The 26634-nt window shown below is 43.6% G+C and carries 28 protein-coding genes and 1 tRNA gene; 27 read left to right on the forward strand and 2 right to left on the reverse strand.

All coding sequences use genetic code 11. The annotated features are described in order from the left end of the window. The first annotated feature begins 7 nt into the window (after nt 1-7). From AC1DXC_RS24305 to AC1DXC_RS24435, 27 genes are all read left to right on the forward strand, one after another. Nucleotides 8-1057, forward strand: a complete 1050-nt coding sequence (locus AC1DXC_RS24305) for an NAD-dependent epimerase/dehydratase family protein (RefSeq protein WP_477461772.1) — start codon at nt 8-10, stop codon at nt 1055-1057. A gap of 18 nt (nt 1058-1075) precedes the next feature. Beyond that, nucleotides 1076-2887 (forward strand): thiamine pyrophosphate-binding protein, encoded by a 1812-nt coding sequence (locus tag AC1DXC_RS24310; protein WP_477461773.1) that lies wholly within the window; start codon nt 1076-1078, stop codon nt 2885-2887. An 11-nt stretch (nt 2888-2898) separates the two neighbouring features. Continuing rightward, a complete protein-coding gene (locus AC1DXC_RS24315; RefSeq protein ID WP_477461774.1) occupies nt 2899-3795 on the forward strand; it encodes an acetaldehyde dehydrogenase (acetylating) in 897 nt (298 codons plus the stop codon). Continuing rightward, nucleotides 3795-4805 (forward strand): 4-hydroxy-2-oxovalerate aldolase, encoded by a 1011-nt coding sequence (dmpG, locus tag AC1DXC_RS24320; protein WP_477461775.1) that lies wholly within the window; start codon nt 3795-3797, stop codon nt 4803-4805. The genes AC1DXC_RS24315 and dmpG overlap by 1 nt, the downstream gene beginning before the upstream one ends. Nucleotide 4806: 1 nt before the next feature. Further along, nucleotides 4807-5859: an NAD-dependent epimerase/dehydratase family protein gene (locus tag AC1DXC_RS24325; protein ID WP_477461776.1), complete on the forward strand. Its 1053-nt coding sequence runs from the start codon at nt 4807-4809 to the stop codon at nt 5857-5859. Nucleotides 5860-5956: 97 nt separating this feature from the next. Beyond that, the gene (gene rfbH / locus AC1DXC_RS24330) at nt 5957-7264 is read left to right on the forward strand and encodes a lipopolysaccharide biosynthesis protein RfbH (RefSeq protein ID WP_477461777.1); all 1308 of its coding nucleotides are present in this window, start codon (nt 5957-5959) and stop codon (nt 7262-7264) included. Between the two features lie 47 nt (nt 7265-7311). Then, nucleotides 7312-7716, forward strand: coding sequence for a sugar 3,4-ketoisomerase (locus AC1DXC_RS24335; RefSeq protein WP_477461778.1), 405 nt, complete (start codon nt 7312-7314; stop codon nt 7714-7716). Then, the gene (locus AC1DXC_RS24340; protein WP_477461779.1) at nt 7713-8135 is read left to right on the forward strand and encodes a sugar 3,4-ketoisomerase; all 423 of its coding nucleotides are present in this window, start codon (nt 7713-7715) and stop codon (nt 8133-8135) included. Before AC1DXC_RS24335 ends, AC1DXC_RS24340 begins: the two co-directional genes overlap by 4 nt. Then, nucleotides 8122-8649, forward strand: a complete 528-nt coding sequence (locus AC1DXC_RS24345) for a GNAT family N-acetyltransferase (RefSeq protein ID WP_477461780.1) — start codon at nt 8122-8124, stop codon at nt 8647-8649. The genes AC1DXC_RS24340 and AC1DXC_RS24345 overlap by 14 nt, the downstream gene beginning before the upstream one ends. Then, nucleotides 8646-8879, forward strand: a complete 234-nt coding sequence (locus AC1DXC_RS24350; RefSeq protein ID WP_477461781.1) for a phosphopantetheine-binding protein — start codon at nt 8646-8648, stop codon at nt 8877-8879. Before AC1DXC_RS24345 ends, AC1DXC_RS24350 begins: the two co-directional genes overlap by 4 nt. A gap of 1 nt (nt 8880) precedes the next feature. Beyond that, nucleotides 8881-9885, forward strand: coding sequence for a 3-oxoacyl-ACP synthase III family protein (locus tag AC1DXC_RS24355; protein ID WP_477461782.1), 1005 nt, complete (start codon nt 8881-8883; stop codon nt 9883-9885). 1 nt (nt 9886) lies between these two features. Further along, the gene (locus AC1DXC_RS24360) at nt 9887-10984 is read left to right on the forward strand and encodes a DegT/DnrJ/EryC1/StrS family aminotransferase (RefSeq protein WP_477461783.1); all 1098 of its coding nucleotides are present in this window, start codon (nt 9887-9889) and stop codon (nt 10982-10984) included. A 132-nt stretch (nt 10985-11116) separates the two neighbouring features. After that, nucleotides 11117-12367, forward strand: coding sequence for an O-antigen translocase (locus tag AC1DXC_RS24365; protein WP_477461784.1), 1251 nt, complete (start codon nt 11117-11119; stop codon nt 12365-12367). Continuing rightward, nucleotides 12364-13188, forward strand: coding sequence for a glycosyltransferase (locus AC1DXC_RS24370; protein WP_477461785.1), 825 nt, complete (start codon nt 12364-12366; stop codon nt 13186-13188). The genes AC1DXC_RS24365 and AC1DXC_RS24370 overlap by 4 nt, the downstream gene beginning before the upstream one ends. 47 nt (nt 13189-13235) lie before the next feature. After that, a complete protein-coding gene (locus tag AC1DXC_RS24375) occupies nt 13236-13865 on the forward strand; it encodes a DapH/DapD/GlmU-related protein (RefSeq protein ID WP_477461786.1) in 630 nt (209 codons plus the stop codon). Next, a complete protein-coding gene (locus AC1DXC_RS24380; protein WP_477461787.1) occupies nt 13865-15148 on the forward strand; it encodes a hypothetical protein in 1284 nt (427 codons plus the stop codon). Before AC1DXC_RS24375 ends, AC1DXC_RS24380 begins: the two co-directional genes overlap by 1 nt. 3 nt (nt 15149-15151) lie before the next feature. Beyond that, on the forward strand, nt 15152-16342 hold the full coding sequence (locus AC1DXC_RS24385) for a hypothetical protein (protein ID WP_477461788.1): 1191 nt from the start codon (nt 15152-15154) through the stop codon (nt 16340-16342). Further along, nucleotides 16342-17364 carry a glycosyltransferase family 9 protein gene (locus AC1DXC_RS24390; RefSeq protein WP_477461789.1) on the forward strand — a complete coding sequence of 341 codons (1023 nt, stop codon included), beginning with the start codon at nt 16342-16344 and terminating at the stop codon, nt 17362-17364. The genes AC1DXC_RS24385 and AC1DXC_RS24390 overlap by 1 nt, the downstream gene beginning before the upstream one ends. Before the next feature lie 23 nt (nt 17365-17387). Continuing rightward, nucleotides 17388-18494, forward strand: a complete 1107-nt coding sequence (locus tag AC1DXC_RS24395; RefSeq protein ID WP_477461790.1) for a glycosyltransferase — start codon at nt 17388-17390, stop codon at nt 18492-18494. Nucleotides 18495-18562: 68 nt separating this feature from the next. Next, nucleotides 18563-19516, forward strand: a complete 954-nt coding sequence (gene rfaE1, locus AC1DXC_RS24400) for a D-glycero-beta-D-manno-heptose-7-phosphate kinase (protein ID WP_477461791.1) — start codon at nt 18563-18565, stop codon at nt 19514-19516. Between the two features lie 12 nt (nt 19517-19528). After that, the gene (gene rfaD / locus AC1DXC_RS24405; RefSeq protein ID WP_477461792.1) at nt 19529-20530 is read left to right on the forward strand and encodes an ADP-glyceromanno-heptose 6-epimerase; all 1002 of its coding nucleotides are present in this window, start codon (nt 19529-19531) and stop codon (nt 20528-20530) included. A 1-nt stretch (nt 20531) separates the two neighbouring features. Beyond that, the gene (locus tag AC1DXC_RS24410; protein ID WP_477461793.1) at nt 20532-21095 is read left to right on the forward strand and encodes a D-sedoheptulose 7-phosphate isomerase; all 564 of its coding nucleotides are present in this window, start codon (nt 20532-20534) and stop codon (nt 21093-21095) included. A 170-nt stretch (nt 21096-21265) separates the two neighbouring features. Continuing rightward, complete coding sequence (locus tag AC1DXC_RS24415) at nt 21266-22615, forward strand: sugar transferase (protein WP_477461794.1); 1350 nt, start codon at nt 21266-21268, stop codon at nt 22613-22615. 3 nt (nt 22616-22618) lie between these two features. Then, nucleotides 22619-23401, forward strand: a complete 783-nt coding sequence (locus AC1DXC_RS24420; RefSeq protein ID WP_477461795.1) for a helical backbone metal receptor — start codon at nt 22619-22621, stop codon at nt 23399-23401. 98 nt (nt 23402-23499) lie between these two features. After that, nucleotides 23500-23581: transfer RNA gene (locus tag AC1DXC_RS24425), tRNA-Leu, on the forward strand. Nucleotides 23582-23657: 76 nt separating this feature from the next. Beyond that, nucleotides 23658-24455, forward strand: coding sequence for a hypothetical protein (locus AC1DXC_RS24430; protein WP_477461796.1), 798 nt, complete (start codon nt 23658-23660; stop codon nt 24453-24455). Beyond that, nucleotides 24448-24996 (forward strand): RNA 2'-phosphotransferase, encoded by a 549-nt coding sequence (locus AC1DXC_RS24435; protein ID WP_477461797.1) that lies wholly within the window; start codon nt 24448-24450, stop codon nt 24994-24996. Before AC1DXC_RS24430 ends, AC1DXC_RS24435 begins: the two co-directional genes overlap by 8 nt. 173 nt (nt 24997-25169) lie before the next feature. On the opposite strand, the gene AC1DXC_RS24440 is transcribed toward AC1DXC_RS24435, so the two are convergent. After that, complete coding sequence (locus AC1DXC_RS24440; protein WP_477461798.1) at nt 25170-25460, reverse strand: hypothetical protein; 291 nt, start codon at nt 25458-25460, stop codon at nt 25170-25172. A gap of 51 nt (nt 25461-25511) precedes the next feature. Beyond that, nucleotides 25512-26534 (reverse strand): Holliday junction branch migration DNA helicase RuvB, encoded by a 1023-nt coding sequence (gene ruvB, locus AC1DXC_RS24445; protein WP_477461799.1) that lies wholly within the window; start codon nt 26532-26534, stop codon nt 25512-25514. Nucleotides 26535-26634 lie beyond the last annotated feature (100 nt).

Raw genomic sequence — 26634 nt, forward strand, 5'->3', positions numbered from 1 at the left:
ACTTTGAATGACCAGCAATAAAATTGTACTGGAAGATTTGGAAGCTATACGCCAATCCGCAATAGATTGGCAACGCTTTGCCGGTAAAACGGTGCTGATAACGGGCGCAAATGGTTTCCTGCCTGCATATTTGGTAGAGACGTTGTTATACGTAGGGGCTACCTCGGGCCAGGATATCAAAGTAATCGGCATGGTGCGCAACATCGCGAAAGCAAAAAAACGCTTTTCAGAATATGCGAATAACAATAATCTTAGCTTTATCGAACAGGATGTAAGCTTGCCGGTATCCGTTGCGGGTGATGTTGATTTCATCATACATGCAGCCAGCCAGGCCAGCCCTAAATATTACGGCACCGACCCGGTGGGTACCCTTAGCGCAAACGTACTGGGTACGCTGAACCTGATGGAACTTGCCCGTGAAAAGAACATCGAATCGTTCCTGTATTTTAGTTCGGGCGAGGTGTACGGGCAGATTGATAATGAGCATAACCCCGTAAGGGAAGATTATTACGGCCATCTGGACCCGATGCAGGTACGGTCTTGCTACGGCGAAAGCAAAAGGATGGGCGAGAACATCTGCGTAAGCTATTATAAACAGTACGGTGTAAGCGCAAAGGTGGTGCGTCCTTTCCATACCTACGGGCCGGGCATGCAGCTGGATGATGGCCGCGTGTATGCCGATTTCGTAGCCGATATATTGGCCGGGCGCGATATTGAGATGAAGAGCGATGGCTCGGCAAGGCGTGCGTTCTGTTACCTTAAGGATGCCACTGTAGCATTCATAACGGTGCTGCTCAACGGTACGCCCGGCGAAGCTTACAACGTGGGTAATCCGCAGCAGGAGCACAGCATATTAGAGCTCGCCGAAACAGTGGTTACCTTGGGCAAGCCTGGCTTAAAGGTAATAAAAGCGGCAACTAACGATAATACGCAGTACCTGAAAAGCCCCTTACTGCGCAATACCCCTAATGTAGATAAATTGTTAACTTTAGGCTGGCAACCTCAAACCGATATAGCAACCGGTTTTAAGCGGACAATCGACAGCTACCTTGTATAAATAAGTATAATACGATCCATGAAAATAAGCGATGCAATAGCCGACTTTTTAGAAGAAAAAAAAATAAGGCACGTATTTGGGATAATAGGCGCGGGCAACGCGCATATCTTCGATTCGATATTCAGTAAAGGCTACACCGAAATAGTTTGCGTGCACCACGAACAGGCTGCCTGCATGGCCATGCAAACCTATTACCGCCTTACCGGCAAAGTTACCGCAGCGTTGCTCACTACCGGCGCAGGATCAACCAACGGCACCACTGGTGTGGTGAGCGCCTGGGCCGATTCTATCCCCGGCATCGTTATTTCGGGCAATGAAAACTCCAAGTTCATCGATCTGCATAAGGACGTGCGGATGTGGGGGGTGCAGGGGTACGATAGTTCGCTGATGGTAGAGAAGGTAACAAAATACGCTGGCCGCGTGCTGGAACCCAAAGACATCCTTGTAGAGCTGAACAAATCCTGGGATATAGCCCTTGAGGGCCGCCCCGGGCCGGTTTGGCTGGATATCCCCATGAACATACAATCAGCGGTAATTGACGAAAGCGCCATCCTGCCTTACGAGAAACCTGCCGCAGCATCACCATCCAAGGATCTGCCATCACAGGTGAGCAGTATAGTGGCCGATTTGAAGGCTGCCAAACGCCCTTTGCTATGGTTGGGCCACGGCATAAGGCTGGCTGATGCAACTGATCTTATTGAGCCGCTGTTGGAGCAATTGGGCTCACCCGCATTGGTTACCTGGGCAGGTATAGATATGGTAGATTCGTACCATCCGCTGGTTTACGGCCGCGCCGGTACTTATGGCCAGCGTTGCGCCAATTTTGTGGTGCAGAACTGCGATTACCTACTGTGTATAGGCACGCGTATGGCTATTCCGCAGATCGGTTACGAGATAAACGAGCTTGCCCGCGAGGCGCAGATAACGGTAGTAGATATAGATGAGCACGAACTAGCCAAATATGCATCGCGCTACAAAACTATCGTAGCTGCAGATGCTAAGGACCTCATAACAGAATTATTAACGCAGACAAAAGATTTTAAGTCTAACCTGAGCGAGTGGGTAGCAACATGTGACAAATACCGCGCAGATTTCCCATGGGTGAACCCTTTCGACCATCCGGATCAAGACGGATTCATCAATTCTTATCCTTTTATGGATAAGTTGCACCCGCATCTGAAAGACGACCAGATCATTGTAACCGATATGGGTACCGCCTTATTGAGTGGGCACCAGGTACTGAAGCTAAAAAAAGGCCAACGTTTGATGACCTCTACCGGCCTTGGTGAGATGGGCTACGGCCTGCCTGCCGCTATCGGCGCATCCATCGCTACCAATAATGGCGAGGTAATGTGCCTCAATTGCGATGGCGGCATGATGATGAACCTGCAGGAACTGCAAACCATGGCGCACCATAACCTGCCCATCAAGCTGTTCATCTTCAATAACGATGGCTACCTGATGATCAAGAATACCCAAAAAGCACTGTTCAAAGGCCGCGCCGCCGGCACCGATCTAAAATCGGGCGTAAGCTGTCCCGATTTTTCGGCACTGGCCGATGCTTTCAAGTTCAAAAGCTTCCGCATACGCACCTGGGAAGATTTCGACGAGGTGCTGCCGCAGGTACAAGCACACAATGGCCCGGTTATTTGCGAAGTATTTACGCACCCGCACCAAACATTTGTGCCGAAATTATCTTTAGCAATTCAAAAAGACGGTACTTTAATATCACCGCCGCTGGAAGATCTTTCGCCCTTCATACCAAGAGAGCAGCTTAAGGCCATTATGCTGGGCGGCCTGCACCCAAAATCGGCAGATATCGAGGCTTAATTTAAAAGACAATGAGCAAATTAAAAGTAGCCATATTGGGCAGCGGCAATATCGGGACGGATCTGCTGATCAAGATACAGCGATCGGAGTACCTGGAGTGCGTGCTGTTCATCGGCCGTAACCTGTCCTCGCCCGGTATGGCCAAAGCCATCAGCCTGGGCGTAAAGGTGTCGGATCAAAGTATCAACGCTATCGTAAAAGATCCCGATTGCTGTGATTTGGTATTCGATGCCACTTCGGCAAGGGATGCGCAGCACCATTGGGCTATCCTAAAAAAACTAGGCAAAATTGTAGTAGATATGACGCCCGCTAAAGTAGGCGGCCTTTGCATCCCGGCAGTAAACCTTAACGATGCCGTAACGCAGCAAAACGTAAACATGGTAACCTGCGGCGGGCAAGCTTCTATACCTATCGCTTATTTGATTGGCCAAACCCACCCGGACGTGGAGTATATAGAAGTAGTATCGAGCATCGCATCGCGTAGCGCGGGCCCGGCAACGCGCCTTAACCTGGATGAATATATAGAAACTACCGAAGAGGGCGTAAAGATGTTCTCTGGTGCCAAGCGTGCCAAGGCCATTCTTAATCTTAACCCGGCAAACCCCTGCATAGATATGCAGACCACCATTTTCGCCAAGGTGGCCAAACCCAATATCGAAGCTTTGACGCTGGCGGTGGAGGCGATGGTGAAAAACATCAATTCCTACGTACCGGGCTACCAGTTGTTGGTGTCGCCAATCTATGAAAACGGCCGCATCGTGGTAATGGTAAAGGCGCAGGGGTTGGGCGATTACCTGCCTAAATACGCAGGCAACCTTGATATTATCAACTGCGCGGCCATTGCCGTTGCCGAAGAGTACGCCAAAAAAGCGGCTAACCCATCGGCTACTACCTTTTTAGCAAATTAATGAAACAACATATACTCATCAGCGATCCCACCCTGCGCGACGGCAACCATGCCGTATCGCACCAGTTATCGGCAAAGCAGGTGGCTTTGTATTGCGAGGCTGCCAATAAAGCCGGCATACCTATAGTAGAGGTTGGCCATGGTAACGGTTTGGGCGCATCGTCTTTACAAGTAGGCGAGAGCCTGGAAACTGACGAGGTATTGCTGACGACTGCCCGCAAGCACCTCAGCAGCAGCAAGCTGGGCATACACGTTATCCCCGGTTTTGCTACCATAGAGCGCGATTTGAAGAAGGCAATAGAGTGGGGGGTAGACGTTATCCGCGTAGCATCGCATTGCACCGAGGCCGATATCACCCAGAGGCACATCGGCTACTCGCGCGAAAAAGGCAAGGAAACCTACGGGGTGCTGATGATGACGCATATGGCATCACCGGAGCTATTGGTTGAGGAAGCCCAGAAAATGGAACTTTACGGTGCCGAGGGCATCATTATCATGGATTCGGCAGGTGCTTATTTGCCTGAGGATGTTACCGAACGTATCGCCGCACTGGTTGATGGCCTGGCCATACCTGTGGGCTTCCATGGGCATAATAACCTGGGCATGGGCATTGCCAACAGCATTGCCGCCATAGAAGCAGGGGCCACCATTTTGGATGGTACGGCACGCGGCTTCGGCGCAGGCGCAGGCAACGCGCAACTGGAGGTACTGATAGCCGTTTTGAATAAAATGGGCTACAGCCACGGGGTAGACCTTTACAAGATGCTGGATGCTGCAGATATAGCCGAAAAAGGAATAATGCCGCTGGTGCCCATCATCACCTCAGACAGCGTGGCGAGTGGATTGGCGGGCGTATTCTCGGGTTTCTCCAAGCACGTAAACCGTATTTCTAAAGAATACAGCGTAGACCCGCGCGACGTTTACTTCGAGCTGGGCAGGCGCAAGGTGGTTGCAGGGCAGGAAGATTTGATTATAGAGGTTGTTTTAGATTTAGTTAAACGCCAGAACTAACATGAAGAAAGAAGCTATAAACGATATTAAGGCCGATTGCAGGCAATCGCTGGCAGGATACATCCCCGCGTTGGATTGCCTGCGCGGACAGAGCATTTTAGTTACCGGCGGCACTGGCTTCATTGGCAAATGGATAACCGAGGTGGTTTCTGTTTTGAATGATGAAGAGGGTTTTGATATCAAATTGTACCTGCTGGCGCGCGATATGGAAGACTATCGCGCCGAGGTGCCGCACCTGGCCGCCCTTAAATATGTTACGCTGATTGAACAGGATATACGCAACATAAGCGTTTTGCCCGAAGATGTCCGCTGGATAATAAACGCCGCCGGTTCGCCGGATAACCGCACGCACGTAAGCAACCCGTTAAAAACTATCGAAACGTTTTATAAAGGCACACAGGCCCTGTTGGATGCCTGCCTGCGTTTACCGGGGCTGAATAAATTCGTGCACCTTAGCTCTAACACTATATACGGCCATCCGGTTGCCACATCAGAAAAAGGCATTAAGGAAAATGAGATAGGCGTATCTGACAGTAACACCGTTAACGCTGCCTACAGCGAAGCCAAACGCATGGCCGAAACCGTTTGCGCTATTTACCGTAACCAGCAGAAATTGCCGGTGGTAATTACGCGCCCGTTCTCGTTCATCGGTCCGCACCAGAATTTAGAGAAGCCGTGGGCAATAAACAATTTTATCCGTGATAGCATCCTTAATGGCCCTATACGTATCCTGGGTAACGAAAATACCGTGCGCAGCTACCTTTACGGCAGCGATGTGGCTTGCTGGCTGCTGATGGCTTTAGCCAAAGGCAAAACCGCCGCTACATACAACATCGGCGGCGATGAGGCCATCTCCCTGAAAGATCTGACGGGGAAGATTACCGCCAACTTCCATAACAAGATTGATGTATTGGTGAAGTATTCCAAGGCGTATCCGGCGCAATCATCGATATCTATTCCCGACACTTCGGCCATTAAAAAAGATATCGGCGTAAAACAACAGGTAAGCTTCGATGCCGCGTTGAAGAAAACCATTGATTGGTATAGGAAGTAGAGCAGCAAATTAGAATCAAGATATTAGATTCAAGAGACAAGAAAAAAGTCCGTAAGGATATTTAAAAATAAAAAGAAATAGTACTAAAAGCATTACCATGTTACCATACAAAAATATCGACGAAAGTATTCAAAGCCAGTTAGCGGCTGTCATCAAAAAAAACACTACGCGGGAAATTATCGCAGGTAAAAACTACATAGCGGTAACCGGCAAAGTGATGGATGAGGAGGATATTTTACATGGAGTTGATGCCGCCCTTGATGGCTGGCTTACGGCAGGCCGCTTTGCTAATTCGTTCGAATACGAGTTTGCCAAATACTTTGGCGCACACAAAGCATTGCTGGTAAACTCCGGCTCATCTGCCAATTTGGTGGCATTCTACGCGCTGACTTCTACTAAACTTGGCGACCGCGCAGTAAAACCCGGCGACGAGGTAATTACCGTTGCGGCGGGTTTCCCTACCACGGTAAACCCCATGATACAGTTCGGCGCTATCCCCGTTTTCGTAGATGTAGATATCGCAACGCACAACGTGCTTGCTTCGGATATTGAAGCAGCCGTATCTCCAAAAACGAAGGCTATCATGATAGCGCATTCGTTGGGTAACCCTTTCGATCTAGATGAGGTAATGCGCGTGGCCAAAAAATACAACCTGTGGGTGGTAGAGGATGATTGCGATTCGTTAGGCGCAACCTACCGCGGGCAAAAAACCGGCACCTTTGGAGATATTTCAACCTTTTCTTTTTACCCGGCGCACCACATTACCATGGGCGAAGGTGGCGCAGTGTTAATCAACAACCCTGAATTGGCCAAAGTTGCCGAAAGCTTCCGCGACTGGGGGCGCGATTGCTATTGCGAGCCGGGTAAGGATAATACCTGCGGCTGCCGTTTTTCGCAGCAGTTAGGCTCGTTGCCATATGGCTACGATCACAAATACACCTATTCGCACATTGGTTTCAACCTTAAGGTTACCGATATGCAGGCCGCCTTTGGCGTATCGCAATTGAAAAAGGTTGATTACTTCGTTCAGCGCCGCCGCGAAAACTATAAGGCTCTGTACGAGCGCATGAAAGAGCTGGAAGAAATATTCATCCTGCCAGAGCCTACCAAACACAGCGACCCATCGTGGTTCGGTTTCTTATTAACGTTACGCGAGGGCGATGCAGCAGACAGGCATATGCTGGTGCAGCACCTGGAAGAAAAGATGATCGGCACGCGTCTGCTGTTCGGCGGCAACCTGTTGCGTCAGCCTGCTTATGCCAACATCAACCACCGCACCATAGGCAATTTGGCCAATACAGATACCATCATGAACCAATCTTTCTGGCTGGGTGTATGGCCGGGATTGAATGAAAGTCATTATGATTATATACTCAAAGTAATTAAAGATTATATAAATAATTGAGTCTATATTTGTCGCCTCTTAAAATTTAATTAATAGTACAAAGGCAAATGGTCTTATCAGATGTTAAGTTAATAAATCTCCCCAAAATACTTGATGAACGCGGGAACCTTTCTTTTTTTGAGCAAAACAGTCATATCCCTTTTGAAATAAAACGAGTTTATTGGATTTATGATGTACCCGGTGGCGAAGAACGCGGGGGCCATGCCTACAAAACCAACGAAGAGTTTATCATAGCCCTTTCAGGTAGTTTTGATGTTGTAGTAAACGATGGCAAAGAAACGAAGCGCATACAGCTGAGTCGCTCGTATTACGGCGTATTTGTGCCAAAAGGCATGTGGCGGCATATGGAAAACTTTTCAACCAATTCGCTAGCATTCGTGGCCGCATCAACCGCATATGATGCTGAAGACTACATCCGCGATTACGACCAATTTGTTAATTTAAATAAATGAGATCATCTATTTATAACTGCAATGTTATAGAGCTGCCCAAAATACATAACAGGGCCGGCAATATTACACCTGTAAATAATTATACCGATATCCCATTCCATGTAAAGCGCGTGTATTACTTATATGATGTACCGGGGGGAGAAACAAGGGGCGGCCATGCCCATAGGCAGTTAAAGCAGCTTATTATTGCGGCGAGCGGCAGTTTTGACGTGATGATTGATGACGGGCATACAAAAAAGCTGGTTACTTTAAACAGGCCCAATTATGGCCTGCTTGTAGAACCTGGTATATGGCGCGATCTTCTGAATTTTTCGTCTGGTGCGGTTTTGCTGGTGCTAGCTTCCGAAATCTACACCGAAGACGACTATTTACGTGATTATGATGGTTTTTTAAAATTCAAAATTGATGCTGAATCATAAAATAGCTAAATACAATATTGTTTTAGAGTTGGCAACCAAACAAGATGCCCAATTTATTGTTGATTTGAGGCTCGACCGGAAAAATATACATATATCTGCAACAGACCCTGATGTTGAAAAACAGATGGTGTGGATAGAGAATTATAAATTACGTGAGGCGGCTAATTTGGAGTATTATTTTATTGTGAAAGACGACAATAATGTAAAATGGGGCACCACCAGATTATACAATTTTGCAGGTAACGAATTCGATGTGGGCAGTTGGGTTTTTTTACCGGATGCGCCCGCCGGCATTGCTGTAAAAAGCGACATAATCGCCCGCGAACTTGCTTTTGAAAAACTTGGTTTTACTACCTGCAAATTTGATGTAAGGAAAAATAATAAAAATGTACTAAGGTACCATAGAGGCTATAAGCCTAGAGTAGTAGCAGAAGACGAGTTAAACTATTATTTTGAATTAGATAAAGAATCGTTTTACGCTCACAGAGACAAACTATTAAAATTAATCATATGAACTTAACAGAATTTACCCAAAAATTCGCATCGCAATTTGAAGAGGGTGAAGATTTTGAAATTCAACCGGATACTGAGTTTCGCGACCTGGCAACCTGGGATTCGCTGACTGCTATGTGCGTACAAACCATGGTTTTAGATGACTACGGTGTTACGATGGCAGATCACGACTTTAAGAAATTATCTACCGTACAAGAGGTTTTTGATTTTGTTGTAAACGCTAAAAATTAATATGCCGGTTTTTTTGAATGCCATTTCTTTTTATCTGCCCGGGTATGTTTTAAATAACGATCAATTAAATACGGAGTTTCCGGAGTGGTCTGCGGAGAAGATATCACAAAAAACGGGTATTTACGAACGTCGAATTGCGGAAGAGGACGAATATTCGAGCGATTTAGGCCTTAAAGCCGCCTTAAAATTATTTGGCGAGCACAATATAGATGCCAATGGCATAGATTTTATTTTGTTTTGCACTCAAAGTCCCGATTATTTTTTACCTACAACAGCTTGCATATTGCAGGATAAGTTAGGCATACCAACCAGTGCGGGGGCGTTAGATTATAATTTGGGTTGCTCTGGTTACATTTACGGATTGGCCCTTGCAAAGGGCTTGGTGAGCGCAGGTATCTGTAAAAACCTGTTATTAATAACTGCTGAAACATACAGTAAATTCATCAACCAAAAAGATAAAAGCAACCGTACTATATTTGGGGATGCAGCATCTGCCAGTTTAATTTCTGCGAAAGAGGTTGGGGGCGAGATTGGCGATTTCGCCTTAGGAACCGATGGCAAAGGCGCCGAAAACCTGATAGTGAAAAATGGCGGTATGCGCAACCGGGCGGCAAACGGCACCGACACTTATGTGGAAGATGTGTTCAGCAGTAACGATGACAACCTTTACATGAACGGACCCGAAATTTTTAAATTTACGGCGCAGGCTGTACCCTTGCTTGTTAAAGAAACACTAAACAAAAACGGCCTCGAACTATCGGATGTCGATTTATTCGTATTTCACCAGGCCAATCAATTTATGCTGGAATATATCCGTAAAAAGATAGCTATACCTGCAGACAAATTCTACATTTATTTGCGTAATTGCGGCAATACGGTATCTTCAACTATACCCATTGCATTGTATAATGCAATGCAAGAGGGAAAGATAACTACTAACACAAAAGTTTTACTTTCGGGTTTCGGTGTTGGGTATAGTTGGGGAGGAACGATTTTAAAATATTAAGATGATCAAATTTTTAGATTTATATAAGATTAATCAGCAATATAGAACAGAGCTAAACGAAGCATATACAAGGGTAATGGACTCGGGCTGGTATCTTTTGGGTGCCGAAGTTAAAAAGTTTGAAGAAAGGTTTGCGAAGTTTTGCGGCGTTAAACACGCCATTGGTGTGGCTAACGGCTTAGATGCCCTAATACTTATAATAAGGGCTTATAAAGAATTGGGCATTTTTAACGATGAAGACGAAATATTAGTGCCCTCAAACACCTATATTGCAAGTATCTTAGCGATATCGGCAAATAACCTGGTGCCTGTATTAATTGAACCGGACCTAGCGAATTATAATATCGACACTAAATTACTTGAAAGTAAAATTACTAGTAAAACCAAGGGGATTTTGCCCGTGCACTTGTACGGTCAACTTTGCCAAATGGAAAAAATAAATGCCGTAGCCCGCAAACACAATCTTAAAGTAATAGAAGATTGCGCACAGTCGCACGGTGCTTCCGCTAACGGAATTAAAGCAGGTAACTGGGGCGATGCTGCTGGCTTTAGCTTTTATCCAGGCAAAAACTTAGGTGCTTTGGGCGATGCGGGAGCTGTAACCACCAACGATGATGAACTTGCATCGGCGATAAGATCTTTGGCTAACTACGGGTCTGAAATAAAATACAAAAACAAATATAAAGGTGTAAACAGCCGCCTTGACGAATTGCAAGCCGGGCTGCTTTCTGCTAAATTAAAATACGTTGACAAGGAAACTGAATATAAAAGAGCTATTGCCAACCGTTACTTAACCGAAATTAATAACCCTAAAATTATTTTACCTGCCGTAGCCATAGAAAGCGCACACGTATGGCATCTATTTGTTGTAAGAACAGCAGACAGGATGCACCTGCAACAATATCTTACTGAAAACGGCATCCAAACCGTAATTCATTATCCTATTCCGCCACATCAACAGGACGCCTATAAAGAATGGAATGATTTGAGTTATCCCATCAGCGAAAAAATACACCGGGAAGTTTTAAGTTTACCTTTAAACCAGGTTTTAACCAATGCCGAAGTAGATGCCATTGTCAAAACTGTAAATGCATATTAAGCTTTGTTAATAAAGCTCAAATTTTATCTGCAAAATAGTACATAACAGCCGTTAATAACCAATTGCTCTAATTAATAAAAGAGGCAAGCCTGTGGGATTTTATAGGACAAACTAATTTTAAATTTCGCTTTTTTGAAACTCCTAAAAACATCTTTTTTTTCGGCCATCATAACATTTATACGTATAGCCTCGGGTTTTGTAGCTGCGAAGGTAGTTGCCATATTTACCGGGCCGGCGGGCGTTGCGCTTATAGGGCAGTTTACTAACTTCATTACCATTACATTAACTTTTGCAAACGGTGCCATCAATACAGGCGTAATTAAATATACTGCCGAATACGAAGGCGATACACCACGCTTAAAAATACTTTTCAGTACATCTTTAAAAATCAGCATTTATTGCTCTGTAGTTTTTGGGGCTGTTCTATTAATTGCCTCGTCCTTTATCTCTAATGCTATATTTCATACTCTACTGTATAACAATCCCATTAAAGTATTGGGCGTAACGATCATTTTTTATTCATTAAACTCTTTATTAATATCTATACTAAATGGCAAGCAGCAGATAAAAACCTATACTATAGTTAATACCGTTGGTAGTTTAACAGGATTATTGTTTACGCTCATATTAGTTTACCAATATAAAATACAGGGTGCATTGTACGCATTGGTTTTGGCTCAATCAATCGTTTTTTTTGTAACCTTGTTCCTGGTCTTAAAAAGTTCCTGGTTTTCCTGGGATTACTTTAACGGGGCGTTTGATGGCAAAATGGCTAAGCAATTAATCGGCTTTAGTTTGATGACCATCGTATCGGCACTTACTATGCCTATATCGCAGATATTGTTACGGAACATTCTCATAACAAAACTTGGCGTTAATAGTGCAGGCTACTGGCAAGGGATGATGCGGATCTCCGACGGTTATCTGTTACTGGTTACTACCTCGCTAAGCACATATTACCTACCAAAACTGGCCTCGCTACATAATGATAATGATTTGCGCAAAGAAGTACTGCAGGGCTATAAAATCATTCTGCCCCTGGTATTTTTGAGTTGTTTGGTTATTTATGCATTGCGGTTTTTCATCATCAAAACCCTTTACACAGCGGAGTTTGAACAGATGGAAAAGCTGTTCTTGTTTCAACTCGTTGGCGATTTTTTTAAAATGGCTGCCTGGATATTGGGATATCTCATTGTAGCAAAAGCGATGACCCGGCTATACGTTATCACCGAAATAGCTTTTACCGCAAGTTACCTGGTGTTGGGTTATTTTTGCATAAACCTATGCGGGCTGCGAGGAATAACAATTGCTTTTTTTATTAATTACCTGCTGTATTTTATAACTATGGTATTTATTTTTAGAAAATTATTATTCAGAAAATGAACAAAGCGCCGCTCGTTTCAATATTAATTCCTTGTTATAACCACGAGAAATACGTTGTTAATACGCTAAACAGCATTCTTAACGATACTTATCCTACTAAAGAGATTATCATTATAGATGATGGTTCAAAAGACAACAGTGTTGCCGAAATTGAGCGGTGGGCTGAAGATAACAGCAAGAATATAGTTGTTAACTTTCTTTCGCGGCCAAACAAAGGCCTTTCTGCAACTTTAAATGAACTTGTAAAATTAGCCAATGGCGAATTTGTCACCATGCTCGCCAGTGACGACCTTTTAACCAGCAACAGTATAGCTGTCAGGGTTAAAGCATTACAGAATAATCCCCAAAAATACGTGGTGATTGGAGATGCTTACGTAATTGACTCGGAAGGAAACAAAACGCTTAATAGCGCAATTGTTGACCTGTACTACGGCAATAAGGATAACTATAAAACAGATGATGGATTAAAGCACAGCGTTGTTAACCAATGGTCGGTACCGGGGCCGGTTATGCTTGCAAGAAAATCTGTTTATGACATCATTGGTTTATATCCCGAAAATTTGCTTGCAGAAGACCTTAACTTTTATTTACAGGTAATAGGCCGCGGGTTGCTAATGTTTATAGATGAAACTGTGGCAGAATACAGGGTGCATGATTTTAATTTATGCCGGGCGCCGGAACATAAAAAGAATATTATCTTGGCCATTGTTAAGTCGTATTTAAACAACTTAAAGTATTACGATAACAAAAACAAGATAAGGATGCTAAGATTGGCGTTGTGGAACGGTCTTGCTTATATGAAAAACAGTTTACTTAAATAAAAATTGGCGTGTATACCAGGTAAACTGTGTAACTGTAATTTTGATATATGAAGAGAAAATTGGTTAAGATATTTTATGCTGCCGGCGTAGGGATATCGTATATATTCCCTTTATTAATAGTAAGGATTTGGAGGCTGGCAAGCGATACCTTTAAATCTGGATATATAAAAAAACAATTTAAATCTTGCGGCGATAATTTTAGTGTGAGGTACCCTTTCTATTATTTGGGGTTAGAACATATTACAATAGGAGATAACTTTTCTTCGTTTCCGGGTCTAAGGATAGAAGCACACAGCCAGCACCTTAATTATACTTTTACACCTGAGTTTACCATAGGTAATAATGTTAGCGTTAATCACGATTGTCATTTCGGTTGTAGTAACAAAGTGCATATCGGTAATAATGTACTGATAGCCAGTAAGGTATTTATTACAGACCATCAGCATGGGCATACAACCCAAGAGGCGTTACAATTACCCCCGTCTGAACGAAAACTTTTCTCTAAAGGCCCGGTTATCGTTGAAGATAACGTTTGGATAGGCGAGGGCGTAAGCATTATGCCCGGCGTAACTATTGGCGCCAATTCTATTATTGGAGCTAATGCAGTAGTTACTAAAAGTTTTCCGGCAAATTCTGTTATTGGCGGTATACCCGCCAAACTTATAAAAACTATTTAATGAACGCTGTATTTACCATAGTTGCTAAAAATTACCTGCCATTGGCCTTTGTGCAGGCAGAAACATTAAAAAAATTCCATCCGGACATTCATTACTCGATTTTAGTTTGCGATTCGATTGATGGGGTTAACATAAACGCCATCCCTTACGAAGTTAAAACGCTTGATGTATTAAACATACCCGATATTGAGCAGTTGGAGTTTAAATACAACCTTACCGAGTTTTGTACGGCGGTGAAACCATACTATTTTAACTACCTTTTCAATAACGGATGTACAAAGGCAATATATCTTGACCCGGACGTTTGCGTATTTTCATCTCTTCAACCAATTTTTAATGAGTTGGATAGTGCGAGCATTGTGGTAACTCCCCACTTCATTACGCCCGAAATTGAATATACAGGCACCATAACCGAAGCGTTGCTGCTTCATGTAGGCGTATTTAATTTCGGCTTTGCGGCAGTTTCTGCAAACGAACGGGGCAGGCACTTTATCAATTGGTGGCAAAACAGGCTGCACAACCTGGCTTATCAGGACAAGATCGAAGCGTTGCATACAGACCAGAAGTGGGCCGACCTGTTGCCTGCGTTTTACGGAAAAAACGTTTTGATTTCTGCTGATATTGGTCGCAACATGGCTTTCTGGAACCTTCACGAACGCCTGTTGGTCGCCGTAAACGAAGGCATTTACGAAGTGCAAAACCGCTTTACCGGCGAAAAGGTTCCGTTGATGTTATTCCACTTTGCGGGCTATGATATTAAAAATGCCGATAAGGTAGTACACAAGAATCACCCTGAGTATAGTATGGCCGACTTCCCGGAACTTAAGCAACTTTTTGTGTGGTATCGCGATAACCTTCTTGCTAATAAGTTTAAAGAATATATTGTGTTGCCTTATCAGTTCAATAAATTTGACAACGGCAGTCCTGTTTCTAGTTTTCAACGCCGGTTGTTCCGGAGGCTTATTGAAGACGGAAATAAATTTGACCGCCCCTTTGCAACAGGCGAGGGGTCTTTTTATCAGAAACTTAAGCGTAATGGGTTATTGTCGAAAGAAAATTTAGACGGCCTCAAGAATAAAGATGTAGATCAATTCAAGACGAAAATCAGGAAGCTTAATTTCGTTATGCGAAAATTGATCGCCGTGTTAGGGTTCGACAGTTATGCATTGTTGTTAAAGTTCTGTATGCGTTATTTTAGGCCCGAAAACCAAACGTTTTTATTTAAAGATCAGGTGGAGAAATACGAGTTCAGAAACGAAAACCAACAGATAAGAAAAAAGTAGCCAATGTTGGTTAAATTTCAATCTGGCAAGTATTTGGTAATAGCTGGTTTTGCAGTTTTATTGCTATATAACTTTCATCGTTATATTTTTCAGTATAATTTTGAAGGTACATCGCCAACGTATACCAATACCCCAGTTACCTGGAAAATGGGGAAGTATGTTATAATGGTGTTTTTTACGTTGCTGTTTTATTTAGGGCTATCCTATAAGCAAAAAAAACTATCCATCAATTTCTACCTCCGTTTCGGGTCGGTATACGTGCTGGTGTTGTTTGTTTTGATAATAAATATACTCAATGTAGTAGTTTATGGCGAGGCAAGTACCGAGGAGTTTCAATACTGTGTGTGGTTTATACTCGTTATTCCGTATTGGTTCGCGGATCAATATATTACAGACTTTAATATCAATTTTCCACGCATGATCACCTTTGCAGCCATTGTGTTATATTTAAGTAACGCAGTAGCTATTGCAAACTTTTACATGACCGGCCGCCTTCCGGCTTTAGGGTATGAGGGCGGATTGGTGAGGTTTGGTGGTTTTTGGGACGACCCTAATGCTTTTGGAATTGTTTGTGTCTTTCTGTTCTATTACTTCTGTAACCGTAAACGATATTTTTTAGCATTGTTGGCGGTGCTGAATATTGTATTCACCTTTTCGTTCACAGCTTATCTGGTAATGGTACTAGCTGTAGGGTATTGGATATTTCCGTCGTATAAAACCATAAGTATCAAATGGCTTTTCGCAAGCATTGCTCTGCTGTTTTTAGTTGTTTTTATTATTATTATCAATTTTGAGAAACTGGTAGAACTCTATGAAATAAAAGCCGATTCGATAGACGAGCACTTAAATAAAGAATTGGTTTTCAATATTCTGCCATTAACAAGTTCATCATTGCAATTTACCGAGAATTGGTATAAAAGTGTGTTTAACAACTATTTCCCGATAGCCATTTTAATAGAGCTGGTTTTTTTTATATTCTTTGCCAGTTTATTCCTCAATTCGAAAAACAGGGAGCTAAAATTCTATTTCTTCCTTTTTGTGTTCTGCTCTTTCTTTTTTTCAATGCTGTATGTTTTCCCACTAAACTTCACATTTATATTTCTTTTGGCAGATCATTTAAAGAGAACCTCTCAAATAAGTAATTTCACACCGCAAAAGTCCACGGGTATTTCTGGCATGGAAACAAGTAATTAATGAAGATACTGATAGTTAAAATAGGTGCCATAGGAGATGTGATAATGGCCCTTCCCGTAATTGCCGAAATAAGGAAAAAATACCCTGGCGCGCATATTACCTGGGTATGCGGCAATGTAGTGGCCAATTTGCTGCGCGAGGTGCCGGGGATAGATGCGGTAGTGAATGTTGACGAAGGAAAGATATTTGCTAAAAACAAACTAACCGCGCTTAAAGAGATCTTTGCCTTTCAACTAAAGATGGCCTTTAGTAAGTTTGACACGGTGTTAAACTATCACCACGACAGGCGCTATCAGATTTTTAGCGCGTTAGTAAAGTCGCCGCGCAAACTGCACCTTAGCCGCAATGGTGATCGGCCAACGTTGGTACCTGCCCGTTCGCGTTCGTTTGAGCATGTGCGGTTGTTTTTGCAACATGATGATAACTACACCGGCGACATTGGTTTTCCGGAGGACAACATTAACGAAGCGAACCTATCGGCCATAAAAGGGCTTTACGATTATACCGCCAGGCCCTTTGTGATTTTAGCACCCGGTGGCGCCAAAAATAGCCTGAATGAACAGGAGCTGCGCCGATGGCCAATACAAAACTATGTGGAGGTGGCAGAACACCTGCAAAGCAAGGGGATAGAAGTTGTGGTTACGGGTATTAAATCTGATGAGTGGGTGCTCCCATCTTTTGCAGGGGTTAATATCATTAACATGGTTGGAAAGCTGTCAATTGTGGAATTGATAGCACTAATGAAGCAAAGTAAAATGGTGCTTACCCACGATAGCGGCCCCTACCACCTTGCGGTGTTTGCGCAGCAATGCTACGTGATAGGGTTGTTTGGGCCAACTAACCCGGCTGAATTTACCTACGGGAGAAATTTCGGTAAAATAAATATTTTGTGGGAAGGGCCAAACATATTCTGTAGCCCCTGTTATTTTGGTAAGCTATTTAGTACGCAATGTGAAAATAATATTTGCATGCAAATGATAACACCAGAAAAAGTAATTAAACGGGTCGACAGCCTTTTATAGTAATTAATTATTAGAACGATATTTTGAAAGTTGCATTAGTTCACGAGTGGCTTACCATTATTGGAGGGTCGGAGAATGTTTTTAAAGCGATTGCGTCCCTTTACCCGGATGCAGATATATATACCTTGGTGGCCATAGACGAAACCGTACAAACACTTGGCCTTCAAAACCATAAAATCCATACCTCTTTAATCCAAAACCTGCCCTTTAGTAAAACCAGATACCGTAACTACCTGCCGCTCTTTCCATATGCTATCGAGCAATTCGACCTGTCATCGTACGATCTTATTATATCCTCATCTCACGCGGTGTCAAAAGGTGTCTTAACAAACGCCAGCCAGGTACACGTTTGTTATTGCCACTCCCCGATACGCTACGGCTGGGATTTGTATCACCAATACATTAAAGAAGCCGGGCTAACTAAGGGGCTGAAAGGCTTTTTTGCTAAATATGTTCTACACCGCATAAGGCTGTGGGATTTCATCAGTGCCAACCGCGTAGATTATTTTATAGCCAACTCTAACTACATAGGCCGCCGGATAAAAAAAGTTTACGGGCGCGATAGCGTAACTATTTATCCCAATGTCTCCGTGGCCGATTTCGAACTATCCACAAATCGCGATGATTACTACTTTACTTGTTCGCGCTTTGTGCCCTACAAAAAGATAGACCTTATTGTAAAGGCATTTGCCGCTATGCCCGATAAGCAATTGTACGTTATAGGCGAAGGCCCAGATTTTAATAAAACGAGAAAGATAGCCCCGTCAAATGTGCACTTGCTCGGTTACCAATCCTTTGATGTATTAAAAAACTATATGGCTAAAGCAAAGGCTTTCGTGTTTGCTGCGGAAGAAGACTTTGGCATAATCCCTGTAGAAGCGCAGGCATCGGGCACACCAGTGATAGCCTACGGTAAAGGCGGAAGCCTGGAGACGGTTATCGATAACAAAACGGGCGTTTTTTTTTATGAACAAAGTGTAGAATCTATTGTTGACGCCATAAAATATTTTGAGGAAAACTCGGCACGGTTTAACCACACCGAAATTGCCGAGCACGCACAGACGTTTTCGTTGGCCATGTTTAAAAAACAATTTAGTAGCTATCTGGCCCAAGTAACGGGCGATCATTAATTATAAATGATAGTGTTGAACAAAAAACAAAGCCCCCCCGAACACGCCCATTATATTGTTTTTAACATATGAATTGTAAAATAAATACCACAAAAAAAATACTGGTGATAGGCGACCTGATGGTTGACCATTACATTTATGGTAATTGTAACCGTATATCGCCCGAGGCACCCGTGCCGGTTGTTGAGATCACCAAAGAAACCTACACGCTTGGTGGGGCAGGAAATGTGCTTGAAAATCTGATCGCTTTTGGGTGCCAGTCCGATATTGTTGCTGTAATTGGCGATGACGAAAATGCGTCAATAGTGTTTGATGAGTTAGCATCTAACAATATAACCGGGCAGGGTGTAATAAAAGATGCGGGGCGCTGTACCATCATGAAATCGAGGGTGCTGGTCACCAACCATCAATTGATACGCCTCGACCGCGAGATAACTAAACCATTGCAACCCGTAATAGAACAACAGATATTGTCATACCTTAAGCAGCACATCAATGTCTACGATATTGTATTGATATCCGATTATAACAAAGGGCTGCTTACGCATGCTTTACTTAGCGGAATTTTAACAACCTGCCGCCAACTGGGCATTCAAACCATAGTTGACCCTAAAGGGCAGGATTTCTCCAAATACAAAGGCGTAAATGTTATAAAGCCAAACAAGAAAGAAGCAGTAATTGCATCAGGTATCAACATCACCGATACTGAAAGCCTTACTGCGGCTTGTATTAAGATACAAGAAATAACCGAATGCGACAGCGTTATCATCACGATGTCGGAAGATGGGATTGCAATGTACGGCAATGGTAACCTGGAGATTATCCCAACCAAAGCGCTCGATGTGGTAGATGTTACCGGTGCGGGCGACACCGTACTGGCTTCCTTAGGCGTGGCCATTGCATCGGGCAATAGCCTTTACGATGCCTGCGATTTTGCCAACCATGCAGCAGCAGTAGTGGTAAGTAAGGTAGGTAGCGCAACGGCAACGCTTGCCGAAGTAAAAGAAAAATTTGAAGAATAATTTAATATATAAATGGATAGCAATTCTGCCATTATAGTAACAGGCGCCGCAGGGTTTATTGGCTCGTGCATGGTGCAGTATTTAAACGAGAAAGGTTGTACCAATCTTATTTTGGTTGATGATTTTGATGTTGCCGATAAACGAAGCAACTGGGAAGTAAAGAAATACGCGGAGTTGGTACAGCGCGATACGCTTTTTAGCTGGCTTGAAAATTACTCGGGCCAAATAGCCGCTGTAATACACCTGGGTGCCCGCACCGATACCACCGAATTCGATTACTCCGTACATCAAAAACTCAACGTAGATTACTCTGAGGCCGTTTGGGCTTACTGCACCAAAAAGCAAGTGCCGTTGATTTATGCCTCATCGGCAGCCACCTATGGTGCCGGCGAATTGGGGTACAATGATAACCACGAGGTAGTTGAAGCCCTTAAGCCATTGAACCCGTACGGCATCAGCAAAAATGAGTTTGATAAATGGGTCTTAAAGCAAGATGCACAGCCACCAGGCTGGACCGGTTTGAAATTCTTTAACATTTACGGGCCTAACGAATACCACAAGGCGCGGATGGCAAGCGTAATTTGGCATTCCTTTAACCAGATAAACAAAGATGGTGTGGTTAGCCTCTTTAAAAGCCACCGAGACGATTTTGAAGACGGGCAGCAGTTGCGCGATTTTGTGTACGTAAAGGACTTGCTTAAAGTAATGCACTGGATGATGGTGAGTATGGTTGATGGTGCATGGCCCGCTACTCAAAACGGTCTTTACAATCTGGGTACCGGCAAAGCACGAAGCTTTTACGACCTGGTTGCCGCCACTTTTAACGGATTGGATAAAGAAACCGCGGTGCAGTTTATTGATATGCCGATAGATATCCGCGATAAGTACCAGTATTTTACCGAGGCAAATATGCAAAAGCTACATGCCGCGGGTTATAATGATAAATTTTACACGCTGGAAGAGGGAGTGGACGATTACGTAAGGAACTATTTATCAAAACAAGCATTTTATTAACATGGAACAATACATCACCTCGCTTTTTGAAGAACACATAACCGTTGCAAAAAAAACTCTGGCAACTCTAAAGGGCGATATTGCCAAAGCTTGCGAAATAGTGGTTGCCTGCAGCAAAAGTGGCAAAAAAGTACTGCTCTTCGGCAATGGCGGCAGTGCGGCCGATGCACAGCATATAGCGGCCGAGTTTATAGGTAGGTACGTAAAAGAAAGGCGTTCCTTGCCGGCTATAGCCCTCACTACTGATACCTCGGCCCTAACCGCTATCAGCAACGATTACGGGTATGATCGCGTGTTCGAGCGGCAGGTGGAAGGTCTTGCCGTTGCCGGCGACGTACTGATAGGCCTATCTACCAGCGGCAACAGCCCCAATGTGGTAAAAGCGCTGCTGGCTGGCAAAGCAGCAGGCTGCATTACCATCGGCCTATCCGGCCGCGAGGGCGGCAAAATGAACGATTGCTGCGACGTAAATATCGTTGTCCCATCAGAAATTACGGCCAATATTCAGGAAATGCACATCCTCATAGGGCATATTATCTGTGGCGCGGTGGATGATGCTTTTTAACCCGGCACATAATATTCTGCGTTAGCAGAGCATCGCGGTCCAGTTATATCGTAAAATACTCCTGGTTAAGATTTTGGCATTGTTTTGGTAATAATATTGTTAACTAAAACCCGCCATGCGGGTTTTAGTTGTAAAAAACGTACTTTTGCTACATCTTACCGGATAAACATATGACAACACGATACTCTAAGCACTTGCCGGGTTTTGTATTTCTAAGTGACTTGCTATTGTTGAATCTTGCGTTGTACAACTCGCATTTTTTTATATTCGGCTCGTTCATTCCGCAAAGCAATTCGCTTACTTTTATATTGTTGGTAAACATTGCATGGGTAATCGTTTCTGCTTTATCAAGAAGTTTTTATGTGTTCAGGCCTCTGCAACTTAGGGATAATATCAATAAGTTCCTGCTCACGCTGATATACCACCTGCTATGTGTTTTTGCTATTATTTATTTCTTTAAGATATTCGATATCTCGCGCTCTGAAGTAATGCTCAGCTATAGTTTCTTTTTTGTGTTTGTAGTGATACAAAGGTCGGCACTGTTCTTTTTTCTAGACTATATCCGTAAAAAAGGATACAATCATCGCCAGATCATCATCATAGGCGACAAGAATATTTCAGAGCGCCTGGTGAAATCTTTTTCGCAGCACCCAGAGTATGGTTACGACCTGAGCGACTTTATTTCCGACGACGAAATAGCAGCTATGTCTGAAGACGAACTGATACGTGGGCTGGTAGAAAAGGCGCCTAACGAAATATTTGTTTGCTATAAACAAATGAACCCCGAGCTGTTGAACAGGCTCGTAAAAATGGGGGATGCCTACCTGATTAAGATTAAGGTAGTATCAGACTTGATACTGGGCAATAATTATGCCCACCTAATCAATTACGATAACGTACCCGTACTGCACCTGAATTCGCACCCCGAGATTGGCTTGAAGATACAGATACTAAAAAGAGGGTTCGATGTCTTATTCTCGTCTATAGTGATGGTAGCCGGTGCACCCGTGTTCGTGATGCTTTGCATTATTACCAAGCTTACCTCTAAGGGCCCTACTTTTTTTCGCCAGGAACGTATCGGGAAAAACGAGAAACCGTTTTACATCTACAAATTCCGCAGCATGCGCGTAAACGCCGAATTGGCCGGTCCGCAGCTTTCTAAAGATAACGACCCACGCATAACCAAATGGGGTATGATGATGCGCCGCACCCGTTTAGATGAGCTGCCGCAATTTTGGAACGTGCTGAAAGGAGATATGTCGGTAGTGGGCCCGCGCCCCGAACGCCAGTATTACATAGAGCAAATTGTTGAAAAAACACCCAGCTACAAAAAGCTACTCCGCGTAAAACCGGGGTTGACTTCGATAGGCCAGGTACACTACGGCTATGCAGAAAACGTGGATCAGATGTGCCATCGCATGCGTTATGATTTGTTGTACTTGCAAAACATCAGCCTTAACTCCGACCTCAACATCATCTTGAAAACAGTTAAGGTAATGGTACAGGGGAAAGGCAAGTAAGCAATGTCCGTGTACCACGACCAATTAGGAAGGGCGGTTAATATCCCTCAGTCGCCGAAAAGAATAATATCTATAGTTCCGTCTCAAACGGAACTTTTGTTTTTTCTGGGCCTGGAGGCCGAAGTGGTTGGTATCACTAAATTCTGTGTTCACCCTGCCGGGGAAATAAAAGGCAAAACTAAAGTGGGAGGCACCAAACAGCTGGATTTTGAGGCCATTCACGCCCTGAAGCCAGATCTTATCATAGCCAACAAAGAAGAAAACGAACAAAGCCAGGTAGAGGAGTTGATGACGCAGTACCCCGTTTGGGTGAGCGATATTGATAATTTGCCCACCGCGTTACAAATGATTAAGGGTGTAGGGGAGATAACCGGCAGGGCAAAGGAAGCCGATCTGTTAGCCGATAATATAAGGCATGAATTTGCCACATTCGTAAAGCCGGTTGTTACGCTGAGCGCGGCCTATTTCATTTGGCGGAAACCTTATATGGTGGTCGGCAGCGGCACTTTTATAGATAACATGCTACAGTTTTGCGGCCTTATTAATGTATTTGCGTCATCGCGTTACCCGCAGGTAAGCGATCATGAATTGGTCGCGGCTGCTCCCCAAGTTGTATTGCTTTCCTCAGAACCATATCCTTTTGCCCAAAAACACGTTGCAGAAATACAAGCATTACTACCCAATGCCACAATAATATTAGTGGATGGCGAGATGTTTTCCTGGTACGGCAGCCGATTGCTACAAGCACCTGCCTATTTTAAGGCTTTGCTAGAAACCATTGCTTAAATTAATAGCAATATAATGAGATAGATAGCTAAAAATATCAAATACTGTTTTATTATTAAGCATTAAAAGCTATCTTTGCACACTCTAAAAAACCAAATGCGGAAGTGGCGTAATTGGTAGCCGCACCAGACTTAGGATCTGGCGCCGCGAGGCGTGGGGGTTCGAGTCCCTTCTTCCGCACCCAGAAACCGGTCACATGTGATCGGTTTTTTTGTTTCTATACTTTGGTGTAATTAATTATTACATTGTAAAAAATATGAAACTACTTGACAAGCTATTTGGTAAAAGTGCAACGATCAGAGTGCAATTTATAGATTACTCAACCGAAAAAGTTATTGGAGTGTCCGACATGCTGCCCGAACAGTTACCAGCGACCTTTGCACTTGAAACAAAAATGACTCTCGCCGACTCCGAATGGCAGGTAGAAGAGGCATTTCCGCAGAACTCTGAGGGTTTTATAAAATCAAAGAAACTCACCTTGAAATTAAGCAAGCTCGAAACGATTAATACTTCGGATCTTGCTTTTTCTATACCCACTATTTCAAATGAATTTCCCGTATTCTCAGAAAATTCACTTTTTAATGATTTTGAAGTGTCAATAAACGACGATGATTTGCGACAATATGAATTTCTAAATAGATCTGCGTTACCCTTGATTGAGATTGAGGTGGAAAAGATCAATGATATTTTAGAAAACTATAGCCGACCGCTTGGTGAAAATGAACCAGTTTTTACTAAATGCCATGCACGAGATATCATTGGAGAACCGGATTTAAATATTAATTTCAACGATTTAAAAGATGTATTAGGTGTTTCGACAGTTGGCAAAATAACAATATATGGTTACGATGGATTTGTTTTAAACAATATCGCGTTAACAACTACCGATACAACTTTTTACGGAACCCTTCATTCAGAAACTAATACTGTAACCCAATTAGGTATTTGCAGCTTTTCTGAGAACACCATCAACGAGATTGAAAATATAATAGCAAAATTTAAGTTGGTTTTTGTAAACTGGTGCCAATGTGAAATTATAAGTGGTAATGATTAGCGATAAAGAAAATATAAAAACAAGTAAATTTTTGAGTTTGGTGTTGCGGCATCAGCCCGAATTAATCGGGCTTGAACTGGATGCGTACGGATGGGCTGATGTTAAAGAACTTATAATAAAAACCAACGAAAAGGGTGTTAAACTTGATTTGAATACCCTTCAACATATTGTTGGTACCAATAGTAAAAAACGTTTTTCGTTAAGCGACGACCTAAGTAAAATTAGGGCAAGCCAGGGGCACTCTGTGGAAGTTGACTTAGGCTTGGTAGCTCAAGTGCCTCCCGAAATCTTATACCACGGTACTGCATCACAAAATGTTGAATCCATTTTACATTCGGGTATCGAAAAACGAGATAGACACCACGTTCACTTAAGTTATGATGTTGAAACGGCTATTAAAGTAGGGCAACGGCATGGCAAGCCACTGATATTCGAAGTCTATGCGGCACAGATGCACATTAATAACTTTTATTTTTTTTTATCAGAAAATGGGGTGTGGCTAACGGATAATGTGCCAGCAAAATATCTAAGGCAGATGTAAGCCCAATTCCAATTGATTATTGTGAATTACATACTGATTTGGTTATAAATAAAATATCTTCCAAGTGTTCTATCATAGTTCAATGTGGTGCACAAACATCAACAGCAGGCCGAAAAGGCTGCTTTTGATGTTTTAAGGTACTACCCACGTTTTTCCCAGATGCGGCAGGATAATTATAAGCTAAGAAGCAGGATGCAATCTTGCTGTAGTTCGTATCGGGAATTCGGTGCTTGGTCTTTTATGGTTTGTCGCGCAACAAATCCCAGGATTTCTTCGCGTTCTGCTACGTTTAATTTTGTTTTTTCGGTCCATGCTTCAATTAGTGGCACATGGATTATGGCAACACAGTCGCTACCACCAAACTCGAAAAAAAACCTCAACTCATATTCGCCGTATTTATAAACAACATAGCCGCAAGGTCCATGGTTGGTGTACTCTAATTTTGGTTGTGTATCCTCTTTCATTGTGTATTCCAAATCCGCCTGTTTACAGATAATTTAAGGAGGCTGCTGTATTTAAAACAGCGATGGGTTGCCGCCCAGCTTTATCCGGCCCAAATGCTTGTAGGCGGCATCGGTTGCTTCGCGGCCACGGGCGGTGCGCATCAAAAAGCCTTCCTGTATCAAAAAAGGTTCGTAAACTTCTTCTATCGTGCCTTCTTCTTCGCCAACGGCTGTAGCAATGGTTTTAAGGCCCACAGGGCCACCTTTGAACTTATCTATAATAGTTGTCAGTATCCTGTTATCCATCTCGTCCAATCCGTGCTCATCCACATTCAGTGCATTCAGGGCATACTTGGCAATAGCGGTATCTATGTTCCCATCGCCTTTTATTTGCGCAAAATCACGCGTTCGGCGCAGCAGGGCATTGGCTATTCGCGGCGTACCGCGACTACGACGGGCAATTTCATAAGCACCCTCATCGCTGATAGGCGTTTTTAAGATGGATGAGGAACGAAGCACGATGGTGGTAAGCAGTTTTGCGTCATAATACTCCAGCCGGGCGTTGATGCCGAAACGTGCGCGTAGCGGGGCCGTAAGCAAGCCTGAACGGGTTGTTGCGCCAACCAGTGTGAACGGGTTTAAGGAAATCTGCACCGAGCGTGCGTTGGGCCCGCTCTCCAGCATAATATCTATCTTGAAATCCTCCATGGCCGAGTAGAGGTATTCTTCTACCAGCGGGCTTAAACGGTGTATCTCGTCGATGAAAAGGATGTCGCCGGTTTCGAGGTTGGTGAGCAAGCCTGCAAGGTCGCCCGGCTTATCCAGCACGGGGCCTGATGTTATTTTGATGCCTACGCCCATTTCATTGGCTACGATGTGCGATAAGGTGGTTTTGCCTAAACCCGGCGGGCCATGCAGCAACACATGGTCAAGCGCCTCGCCACGTTGGCGTGCTGCCTGCACAAATATTTTTAAGTTGGCTAATATCTTATGTTGTCCGGTAAAATCCTCGAAAGCCTGTGGGCGCAATACTTTTTCTATATCGCGTTCGGCAGGGGAGAGGCGCTCACGGTCGGGGTCGAGATTTTCGTTCATTGCCAACGAAATTAGTATTTTTTTGGAAGATATGAGATTTTAGATGTGAGATTTGAGACAAGAATATCAGGAACCCTCTTCTATCTCACATCTAAAATCT

The organism is Mucilaginibacter sp. P2_D11, from assembly GCF_056404435.1.